Annotated in this window: 1 protein-coding gene; it reads left to right on the top strand. The window is 61.4% G+C overall.

From position 1 onward, the window contains the following. Positions 1-32: 32 nt before the first annotated feature. Complete coding sequence (locus FD37_RS13045; RefSeq protein ID WP_235807869.1) at positions 33-11,507, top strand: DUF5776 domain-containing protein; 11,475 nt, start codon at positions 33-35, stop codon at positions 11,505-11,507. Positions 11,508-11,674: the final 167 nt, after the last annotated feature.

Here is an 11,674-nt window from a genome sequence, read left to right as displayed (position 1 = left end):
AGCGGTCCGTCTCGAACGCCTCCGCGACCTCGTTGGCCTCGCAATCCCTGGCCAGCTTGAGTGAGGCCCGGGACAGCGCGTCCGTTTCTATGGCCAGCCTGAGCAATCAGTCGGCCAGTGAAAGCGTCGCGCACCAGTCCGCGAGTGACTCGGCTAGCACCTCGGCCAGTCAATCGGCCGATGCTTCGGCGAGCCGCTCCGCGAGTGAGTCGGTCAACTCGGTCCTGAGTACCGCCTCGCAAAGTGCCGCCAGCCTCAGTCAGGTCTCCCTCAGTGACGCCGAATCAGCTTCCCTGATTTCGACCGCCGAGGCCAGCCTGAGCCAGCAAACCAGTGCCGCTGACAGTCTCTTGACCAGCGCCTCGGATTCGTTGACCTCGCTGTCGACCATTAGCTTGAGCAACTTGTCGGCTTCCGAAGCCAGTCAGAGTGCCGAAATCAGCCAGTCGCTGACCAGCATGAACAATGCCAGTCAAAGCGACGACAGCGTCTCGGACGCCCTGACCAGCCTGAGCAATCAGTCGGCCAGCGAGTACTCGGCCCAGTCCGAGTGGTCCGTCGCCAGTGACAGCATCGCGTCCGTTGAAGCCAGTGAGGCGTCACAATCCGCCTCCGTTTCAACTGATATCAGTGCCTCACAAGCGGCCTCCGCATCCACGGCATCCGCATCGACCAGTGCCGCCACGTCCGCTGACGAGAGTCGTTCGTTAGCCAGCGCGTCGCGGTCGACCGCCGATCAGAGTCTGAGTGACCGGAGCAGTTGGGACAGTGAATCGGCGGGCTCCTTATCCGTTGTTTCTCAATCCGAGTACTCGACGTCTCTGGCCAGCATCAGTGACGCTTCCCAGTCCGCTGAGAGCCTGAGCGCCCAAGTGTCGGCTTCCGAAGCCAGCCTGAGTGAGCGGTCCGTCTCGAACGCCTCCGCGACCTCGTTGGCCTCGCAATCCCTGGCCAGCCTGAGTGAGGCCCGGGACAGCACGTCCGTTTCCATGGCCAGTCTGAGCAATCAGTCGGCCAGTGAAAGTGACGCGCACCAGTCCGCGAGTGAATCGGCTAGCACCTCGGCCAGTCAGTCCGCGAGTGCGTCGCTGAGTGCCGTCATCAGTCAGATGTCGACCAGTCAAGCCAGCTTGAGTGAGTTGTCGGCCAGTGCGTCGGCCTTCGCTTCCGAGATCTCCGGGAGCCAGGCCAGCCTGAGTCAGCAGGTCAGCCAAGCGGACAGTCAGCTCTCGGCGGCTTCCACGTCGTTAGCGTCCTTGTCGCAACTGAGCGTCAGCAACCTGTCGGCTTCCGAAGCCAGTCAGAGTGCCGAGATCAGTAAGTCGTTGACCAGCATGAACCATGCGAGTCAAAGTAACGACAGCGTTTCGGATGCCCTGACCAGCCTGAGTGACCAGTCGGCCAGCGAGTACTCGATGCAGTCCCAGTGGTCCGCCGCCAGTGAAAGCACGGCGTCGGTCGTCGCCAGCGAAGCTTCCAGCTCCGCGTCCGCTTCGACCAGCGCGGCCGCCTCGCAAGCCAGTGCTGAATCCGCGGCCAGCGCGTCAACCAGTGCCGTGACGTCCGCCGTTGAGAGTTTATCGACGGCCAGCGCCTCCCGGTCGACCGCCGACCAAAGCCTGAGTGAGCTGAGTAGCTGGGACAGCGAATCGGCCGGATCCTTATCCGCCGCTTCTCAATCCGAGTACTCCGAATCCCTGGCCAGCCTGAGTGACTTCTCGACGTCGACGGCCAGCCAAGCCGAGGATGCCTCGGCCTCTGCCGCCAGCCTGAGTGACTTGTCGGCCTCCGAATCGGTCTCCACCTCCGTGGTTTCCCAGTCGTTGGCCAGCCTGAGTGATTCGACCGTGAGCGCGGCCGCCTCGCTGGAATCGCTGAGCGTCGCTTCCAAGAGTGAAGCGTCAGCTCACCAGTCCGCGAGTGCCTCCGCTAGCACCTCGGCCAGTCAGTCCGCCGACGTCTCGGCCAGCATCTCGGCAGCACAATCGCTGAGTGCGGTCTTGAGCGACATGTCCTTAAGTGCCGATAGTCTGAGTGCCCGGTCCGTCAGTGATTCGGTCTCCGGCTCGAACCTGTCCGCTTCCGAGAACAGCTTGAGCGTCCGGACCAGTCAGGACCTGAGCCAGCTGTCCGCACAATCCACTTCCTTACAATCAATTTCTGAAACCAGTATCAGTAACCAATCGGCGTCCGAAGCCAGCCAGAGCGTCGAGATCAGCCAGTCGTTGACCAGCATGGATCATGCGAGTCAAAGTAACGACAGCGTCTCGGATGCCTTGAGTAGCTTGAGCACCCAGTCGGCGAGTGAAAGTGCCGACCGGTCCGCTTGGGCCTCCGCGACCCACAGCGCCGAAACCTCGGCGGCGACCCAGAGTGAAACGGCCGCTTCCGAAGCGTCCCTGTCCGTGGTCACGCAAAGCGTCGCCACGTCCGAAGCCCAGGATTCCGCGACCGCGCAATCCCAGGCAGAGGCGAGTCAGTCCACCGCGAGCGCTTCTCGTTCGACGGCCCTGAACAGCCTGAGCCAGTTGACCTCGACCAACGCGAGTCAGGAAGAATCCTTATCTCTGATCAGCACCTCCGAGTACTCCGCATCCTTGAGTAGTCTGAGCAACCTGGCCACGTCAACGACCAGCCTGCTGAGTCAGGTCTCGAACTCCGAGGCCAGCGTGAGTGACCGGTCCGCTTCCGGGATCGCATCGACCTCTGAAACGTCGGCCTTAGAAGCCAGCATGAGTGACCTGTCGACCAGCCTGGTAGAGTCGTTATCGTCGTTGAGTGAGCTGTCACAGACTGAAAAGTCGGCTCACCAGTCCGCGAGTGATTCGGCCAGCACCTCGGCTAGTCAGTCCGCCGACAACTCGGCCAGCGTTTCGGCTGACCAGTCGTTGGCGTCCGTCTTGAACTCGGCCTCCCAGAGTGCCCAGAGCTTGAGCGAGCGTTCCGCGACGGATGCCTCGCAGATGTCCGAGTTATCGGCCTCTGCGGATAGCCTGAGCATTCGGGCCAGCCAAGACATCAGTCAGCTGTCCGCCCAGTCGACGTCCCGGAATTCCATTTCTGAGACCAGCCTGAGCAACCTGTCGGCTTCCGAGGCCAGCCAGAGCGCCGAGATCAGCCAGTCGTTGACCAGCATGGACCATGCCAGTCAAAGTAACGACAGCGTCTCGGATGCCCTGACCAGCCTGAGCGAACAGTCGGCCAGCGAGTACTCGATGCAGTCACAGTGGTCCGTCGCCAGTGAAAGCACGGCGTCGGTTGAAGCCAGTGCGGCTTCGGCGTCCACGTCCGCTACCACCAGCGCGGCGGCCTCGCAAGCCAGTGCTGAATCCGCGGCCAGCGCCTCGACCAGTGCCGTGACGAGTGCCGTTGAGAGTTTATCGACGACTAGCGCCTCACGGTCGACCGCCGACCAGAGCCTGAGCGACCTGAGTAGTTGGGACAGCGAATCGGCCGGATCCTTATCCGCCGCGTCGTTATCCGAATACTCGACGTCCTTGAGCAGTTTGAGTACCGCCTCGACGTCGGCGGTCAGCCTGAGCGCTGACGTGTCGGCCTCCGAAGCCAGCGTGGCCAGTGAATCGGCCTCGCAGCTGGCGTCCGTCTCGGCCGTTTCGCAGAGTGAAGCCAGCCTGAGTATCGCTTCGGCGAGTGACTCGGCTTCCCTGAACTCGTTGAGCGACCTGTCGCAGAGTGAAGCCTCCGCCCACGAATCAGCCAGTGCGTCGGCTAGCACCTCGGCCAGTCAATCGGCTGACACGTCGGCTAGCTTATCCGCGAACGACTCGTTAAGCACCATGACCAGCGATGCTTCGCTGAGTGAGGGCAGCATGAGTCAAGCCTCCGCCAGTGCTTCCGAGTGGGCTTCTGAGGTCTCCAAGGCAGAAGCCAGTCTGAGTGCCCGGACCAGCCAAGACATCAGTCAGCTGTCCGCGCAATCGACGTCCTTGAATTCCATTTCTACCATTAGTTTGAGTAACCTGTCGGCTTCCGAAGCCAGCCAGAGTGCCGAAATTAGCAAGTCGCTGACCAGCATGAATCGTGCTAGTCAAAGCAACAACAGCGTCTCGGATGCCCTGACCAGTCTGAGTCAACAGTCGGCCAGTGAGTACTCGACGCAGTCGCAATGGTCCGTCGCCAGTGAAAGCGCGGCGTCGGTCGCAGCCAGTGCCGCTTCGGCGTCCACGTCCGCTGCCACCAGCGCGGCGGCTTCACAAACCAGTGTTGAATCAACGGCCAGCGCATCGACCAGTGCATCGACCAGTGCCGTGACGAGTGCCGTTGAGAGTTTATCGACGGCCAGTGCGTCCCGGTCGACCGCCGACCAGAGTCTGAGTGAGCTGAGCAGTTGGGACAGCGAATCGGCCGGATCCTTATCCGCCGCATCGTTATCCGAGTACTCGACGTCGCTGACCAGTCTCAGTGACCGGTCCGAATCGAACGCCAGTGAATTGAGCGAAGCCGCGACCTCAACGGCCAGCGTGCTGAGTCAATCATTGTCCGGTTCTGCATCGACCTCGCAAGTGTCGGCCTCCGAAGCCAGCCTGAGTGTGGCCTCGGCCAGCGCCTCCGCTTCGCTGAACTCGTTGAGTGACCTGTCGCAGAGCGAAGACTCCGCGCACGATTCCGCGAGTGATTCGGCTAGCACCTCGGCCAGTCAATCGGCGGACACGTCGGCTAGCTTATCCGCGGACAACTCGTTGAGTACCGTGGTGGCTTCCATGTCGGCTTCCGACAACAGCTTGAGTGCGCGTTCCGTGAGTGATTCGGTCTCCGCCTCGAACTTGTCGGCTTCCGAGACCAGTCTGAGTGTCCGGACCAGCCAGGATATCAGCTTGATTTCCGGCCAATCCGTCTCCTTAGCCTCCGTCTCCCTGGCCAGCTTGAGTAACCTGTCGGCTTCCGAGGCCAGCCAGAGCGCCGAGATCAGTCGGTCCCTGACCAGCATGGAGAATGCTAGTCAGAGCAACGACAGCGTCTCGGATGCCCTGACCAGCCTGAGTGAACAGTCGGCTAGTGAGTACTCGACCCAGTCACAGTGGTCCGTCGCCAGTGAAAGCACGGCGTCGGTTGCAGCCAGTGCCGCTTCGGCGTCCACGTCCGCTGCGACCAGCCTCGCGACCTCACAAACGGTCGCTGAATCCGTGGCAACGGCTTCGACCAGTGCCGCAACGTCCGCTGCCGAGAGTGTTGCAACGGCTAGCGCTTCGCGGTCGACCGCCGACCAGAGCTTGAGTGACCTGAACACCTGGGACAGTGGGGCGGCTGAGTCCTTATCGACCGCTTCGTTGTCCGAGTACGCAACGTCCTTGAGCAGCCTGAGTACCTTGTCGACGTCGACCACCAGCCTGATCAGCCAGATCTCGGCTTCCGAGGCCAGCGTGAGTGACCGGTCCGTTTCCGGGATCGCATCGACCTCCGCAACCTCGGCGCTCGAAGCCAGCATGAGTGCCTTCTCGCAAAGTGCCAGTGAATCACGGCTATCGCTGAGTGCCCAGTCACAGACTGAGGCCTCCGCGCACGAGTCGGCCAGTGAATCGGCAGCCGCCTCGGCAGAACAATCGGCCAGCACCTCGGCCAGTCGTTCGGCTGATACGTCGGCCAGCTTATCCGCTGACGCCTCGTTGAGCACCGTGGTCGCTTCCATGTCGGCGAGTGACAACAGCTTGAGTGCTCGGTCCGTGAGTGATTCGGTCTCCGCTTCGACGCTGTCCGCTTCCGAGAACAGCCTGAGCATCCGGACCAGTCAAGACCTGAGCCAGCTGTCGGCCCAATCAATGTCCTTGAATTCCATTTCTACTATTAGTTTGAGTAACCTGTCGGCTTCCGAAGCCAGTCAGAGCGCCGAAATCAGCAAGTCGTTGACCAGCATGGACCATGCGAGTCAAACCAACGACAGCGTCTCGGACGCCTTGACCAGCCTGAGTCAACAGTCGACCAGTGAGAGCCAGCTGCGGTCGCAATGGTCCGCAACCAGTACCAGCACGGCATCCGCCGCGGCTAGTGTGGCGACGCAATCCGCGTCCGCTTCCACCAGCCTGCTGGCCTCACAAACGGCCAGTGCTTCTGAAGCGACCGCCTCGACCAGCGCCGCAACGTCGGCCAGCGAAAGCCGCGCCGTCGCCAGTGCGTCCCGGTCGATGGCCAATAACAGCCTGAGCGACCTGAATACCTGGGACAGTGGGGCGGCTGAGTCCTTATCCACCGCCTCGTTATCCGAGTACTCGACGTCCTTGAGCAGTCTGAGTACCTTGTCGACCTCGACCACCAGCCTGATCAGCCAGATTTCGGCTTCCGAAGCCAGCGTGAGTGACCGGTCCGTTTCCGGAATCGCGTCAACTTCCGCAACCTCGGCGCTCGAAGCCAGCATGAGTGCCTTCTCGCAAAGTGCCAGTGAATCACGGCTATCGCTGAGTGCCCAGTCGCAGACTGAGGCCTCCGCGCACGAGTCGGCCAGTGCTTCCGCAAGCACGTCGGCGAGTGGCTCGGCTGATACGTCGGCCAGCTTGTCCGCGAACACCTCGTTGAGTGAGGTCATGAGCCAGATGAGCGCCAGCGCCAGTCAAGTGAGTGTGGCCTCGACCAGCATTGCGGCGTCCGTTTCCGAGATGTCGCTTTCCGAAGCCAGCATGAGTGTCCAGACCAGCCAGATCGACAGTCAGCTGTCCGCTCAATCGCAGTCGCTGAACTCGATTTCGACGACCAGCTTGAGCAACCTGTCGGCTTCCGAAGCCAGCCAGAGCGCCGAAATCAGCAAGTCCTTGACCAGCCTGAGTGAGGCCAGTCAAAGCGACGACAGCGTTTCAGAGTCCCTGACCAGCCTGAGTCAACAGTCGATCAGCGAAAGTCAGCTGCAGTCGCAGTGGTCCGTGGCCAGTGAAAGCACGGCGTCGGTCGAAGCCAGTGAAGCTTCCAGCTCCGCGTCCGCTTCCACCAGCCTGCTGGACTCACAAACGACGTCCGAATCCGTCGCCAGTGCCTCGGCCAGTGCCGTGACGAGTGCCGTTGAGAGTTTGTCGACGGCCAGCGCTTCACGGTCGACCGCCGATCAAAGCCTGAGTGACCGGAGTAGTTGGGACAGCGAATCGGCCGGATCCTTATCCGCCGACTCGTTATCCGAGTACTCGACGTCGCTGGTTAGCCTGAGTGAGGCGTCCGCCTCGACGACCAGCCAGAGTGCGGAGATCTCCGCCTCCGTGGCCAGCCTGAGTGCCCGGTCCGTCTCGACCAGCGCGTCGGCTTCCGCCGTGGCGAGTGCCGTTGAGAGCCTGAGCGTGGTTTCGGCCAGTGCCTCGGCCTCGATGAACTCGTTGAGTGACCTGTCGCAGAGTGAAGCCTCCGCCCACGAATCAGCCAGTGCGTCGGCCAGCACCTCGGCCAGTCAATCGGCTGACACGTCGGCAAGCCTGTCCGCCAATGTATCCTTGAGTGACGTCATGAGCCAGATGAGCGCGAGCGCCAGTCAGGTCAGTGTCGCCTCGACCAGCATTGCGGCTTCCACGTCCGCCATGTCACTTTCCGAAGCGAGTCTGAGCGTTCGGACCAGCCAAGACATCAGTCAGCTGTCCGCTCAGTCAGCTTCCTTGAATTCTATTTCTACTATCAGTTTGAGTAACCTGTCAGCTTCCGAAGCCAGTCAGAGCGCCGAAATCAGCAAGTCGTTGACCAGCATGGACCATGCTAGTCAAAGTAACGACAGCGTCTCGGATGCCTTGACCAGCCTGAGTCAACAGTCGGCTAGCGAGTACTCGACCCAGTCGCAATGGTCCGTCGCCAGTGAAAGCACGGCGTCGGTCGTTGCCAGTGAAGCTTCCAGCTCCGCGTCCGCTTCGACCAGCACCCTGGCCTCACAAACGACGTCCGCGTCTGTCGCCAGTGCCTCGACCAGCGCCGTGACGAGTGCCGTTGAGAGCTTATCGACGGCCAGTGCTTCACGGTCGACCGCCGACCAGAGCCTGAGTGACCGGAGTACCTGGGACAGCGAATCGGCCGGATCATTATCCGCCGCTTCGTTATCCGAGTACTCGACGTCCTTGACCAGTCTGAGTGAGGCCGCTGCCTCGACGACCAGTCAGAGTGCGGAAATCTCCGCCTCCGTGGCCAGTCTGAGTGCCCGGTCCGTCTCGAACAGCGCGTCGACCGCCTCGGTCGCCAGCGCTGAAGACAGCCTGAGCGTGGTCTCGGCCAGTGCTTCGGCTTCGATGAACTCGTTGAGTGACCTGTCGCAGAGCGAAGACTCCGCGCACGATTCCGCGAGCGCCTCGGCTAGCACCTCGGCCAGTCAATCGGCGGACACGTCGGCTAGCTTATCTGCGGACAACTCGTTGAGTACCGTGGTAGCGTCCATGTCGGCTTCCGACAACAGCTTGAGTGCCCGGTCCGTGAGTGATTCGGTCTCCGCCTCGAACCTGTCGGCTTCCGAGACCAGTCTGAGCGTGCGGACCAGCCAGGATATCAGCGTGATCTCCGGTCAATCCGTCTCCTTAGCCTCCGTTTCCCAAGCCAGCCTGAGTAACCTGTCGGCTTCCGAAGCCAGTCAGAGCGCCGAGTTGAGCAAGTCGTTGACCAGCATGGCTGAGGCGACCCAGAGTGACGCCAGCGTTTCCGCTTCCGTCATGAGCCTGAGTCAACAGTCGGCTAGTGAAAGCCAGCTGCAGTCGCAATGGTCCACGACCAGTCAGAGCACGGCGTCCCTCGAAGCTAGCGTGGCTTCCCGGTCCGCTTCTGCTTCGACCAGTCTCGTGACCTCAGAAACGGCCGCTGAATCCGTGGCGACGGCTTCGACCAGTGCCGCAACGTCCGCTGCCGAGAGTTTATCGACGGCCAGTGCGTCCCGGTCGACCGCCGATCAGAGCCTGAGCGACCTGAGTAGCTGGGACAGTGGGGCGGCTGAGTCCTTATCGACCGCTTCGTTATCCGAATACTCAACATCGCTGACGAGCTTGAGTACCTTGTCGACCTCGACCACCAGCCTGGTCAGCCAGATCTCGGCATCCGAGGCCAGCGTGAGTGACCGGTCCGTTTCCGGGATCGCGTCGACCTCCGCAACCTCGGCCCTCGAGGCCAGCATCCGTGACTTCTCGCAAAGCGCCAGTGCTTCACTGGATTCGCTGAGTGAGCGGTCGCAGACGGAAGCATCGGCCCACGAATCGGCCAGCGCATCCGCCCAGGTTTCGGCTGAACAGTCGGCCAGCACCTCGGCCAGTCGGTCGGCGGATGCCTCGGCGAGTCAATCGGCTGACCGCTCCTTGAGTGCGGTCACCAGCGCCATCAGCGCCAGTGAGACTAGCCTGAGTCAGTTGTCCGCCAGCGCTTCCGCGGTGGCTTCGACGATGTCCGCATCGGAGAGCAGCCTGAGTGCCCGGACCAGCGCCGATAACAGTCAGTGGTCGGCTCAGTCGACGTCACTGGTATCGTTATCGACCGCCAGCCTCAGCAACCTGTCGGCTTCCGAAGCCAGTCAAAGCGCTGAGATCAGCCGGTCGTTGATCAGTCTGAGCGACGCGTCCGTCTCCGATGAGAGCGTCTCGGCTTCCCTGGACAGCTTAAGTCAGCAGTCCACCTCCGAGAGTCAGGCCCAGTCACTGTGGTCCGAACAAAGCGCCAGCCAGTCGATCGTTGACTCGACGGCGGCTTCCACGTCGGCCACGACGTCTGCCAGCCTGAGTGCTTCGCTGATGAGTCAAGCGTCGCAATCGGCCGCGTCCGCAAGTCAAGCGTCCCTGAGCACCGCGAGTCAATCTATCGCCAGTGCCTCCCGCTCGACGGCTGACCAGAGCTTAAGCGACCTGAGCAACTGGACCAGCGTCTCGGCGGCATCGTTGTCCGCCGCGTCACTGTCCGAGTACTCGACGTCCTTAGTCAGCCTGAGCACGCTGTCCGTTTCCACGCAGAGTCAACTCAGCCAGATGTCGGCTTCCATGGCCAGTCTGAGTGACCGGTCGGCTTCCGACTCGGCTTCCTTGTCCGTGGTTTCCACGTCCGAAGCCAGTCTGAGTGCCTTCTCCGTCAGTGCTTCTGATTCCGTCGTCTCCCTGAGCGTGGCTTCGGCCAGCGAAGGATCGGCGCACGAGTCCGCCAGCACGTCGGCCAGCACGTCAGCCAGCGTTTCGGCCGACACCTCGGCCAGTGTCTCCGCCAGTCAGTCCGCAAACCTCTCCGCTTACAATAGCGAGTTGGCCAGCGAATCGATGAGTGCGGAAGACGCCGCCCGGATCAACAATGAGACCGCGGATCAGGGTACCACGACGCCGCAAACCGTGACGCCACTGGTTTCCGGTGGCAGCGGTGCGACGCTGGTCACCGGCTCGAGTGCCGATAAGAAGTCGTCGAAGGGCATCAAGAGTGTCAGTGCCATCAAGAAGATTGGCCTGTACAGCTCCCCGAACTTCTCCAAGAAGACGCGGATCACCTGGTACACGAAGCAGCCGCGGACCAAGCAACCACAATTCGTGGTTCTGGGAACGGCCCATTCCAAGAATGGCACGCTCCGGTACAAGGTTCGCGACGTCAACCACGGGTCCAAGACCTATGGCTTAGTGGGGTACATCACGGCGAACAAGAAGTACGTCCGGAATACCTACTACCAGACGTTGACCACGGCGACGAAGAAGAAGACCAAGACGATCACAATCATTAATCCAAAGGGCGTGAATGCCTACAAGACGGCTTCTCGGAAGGGTAAAGCCGTTGGGCATTACCGTCAGGGTCAGGTCCTCAAGGTCAAGCGGATCGTGCACTACCGGTTAACCACGCGGATCCAGCTGACAAATGGTCGGTACATCACGGCCAACCGTCAGTGGATCAAGACGGGGCGGATCGGGCACGTGACGCACGTGCGGGTCAACCACGCGAAGGGGATCGTCAGTCTGCGGTTAAGCACCCGGACGGTCAGTCATCACACGGTTCGGACGGTCACGGCGGCACCACGCCACTTTGCCCGGACGAACTGGGGTTACGGCACGCGGTACCTGTTGGCGAACGTCCCGGCAGCGAGTCGAGCGGCCATGCGTCAGTCACAGCCGACCACGGCACCGGCAACCGCCAACTATTTGGCGGTGGTCGCGACTCGTAAGATTGCCCTGTACAGTTCACCAAACTTCTCGAACAAGACGTTGATCGTTCAATACGACAAGTTGCCGGTTGGACAACAACCGAAGTTCGTGATCATTGGGACCGCGGTCGCCAGCGATGGCAGCCTGCGCTACAAGGTCGAGGACGTGAACTTGGGGTCCAAGACTTACGGTCTGATTGGCTACATCACAGCCGACCAGAAAGCCGTTCGCGTCTACGCCGCGCGGCCAGTCGTTCTCCCGAACCAGGGGTTGCGCGAGGTGGCCTACCGGATCGACCCGAGTCGCGCCCAGATCAACCGTCTCTTGGCGGCCAATGACCAGCCACTGAGTCAGCAGACCAGTGTAGCGGCGCAAAACGGGTTGGATTGGACTTACGCGGGTTCCGCCACGACCCTTTACCGGATCGTTGGGGATTACCTGGCGCTAGGCTAATTCGCTGAACAGCTTTGAAGTATGACTAAAAAAACGTGAGCGTTCGTTCCGAGATATCTCGGAGCAGAACGGCTCACGTTTTTTTGTGTTGGTGTGGGGATGGTCGCTTCACGCCGGCGCGCAAGATGGTCGAGGTGGGCACGACTCTGAAGCCCACAAAGACCGTG

The sequence above is a fragment of the Levilactobacillus spicheri DSM 15429 genome, from assembly GCF_001435095.1.
Taxonomy (GTDB): domain Bacteria; phylum Bacillota; class Bacilli; order Lactobacillales; family Lactobacillaceae; genus Levilactobacillus; species Levilactobacillus spicheri.
The sequence above is the reverse complement of the archived record's forward strand: the minus strand, read 5'-3'. Positions and strand labels throughout refer to the sequence as shown.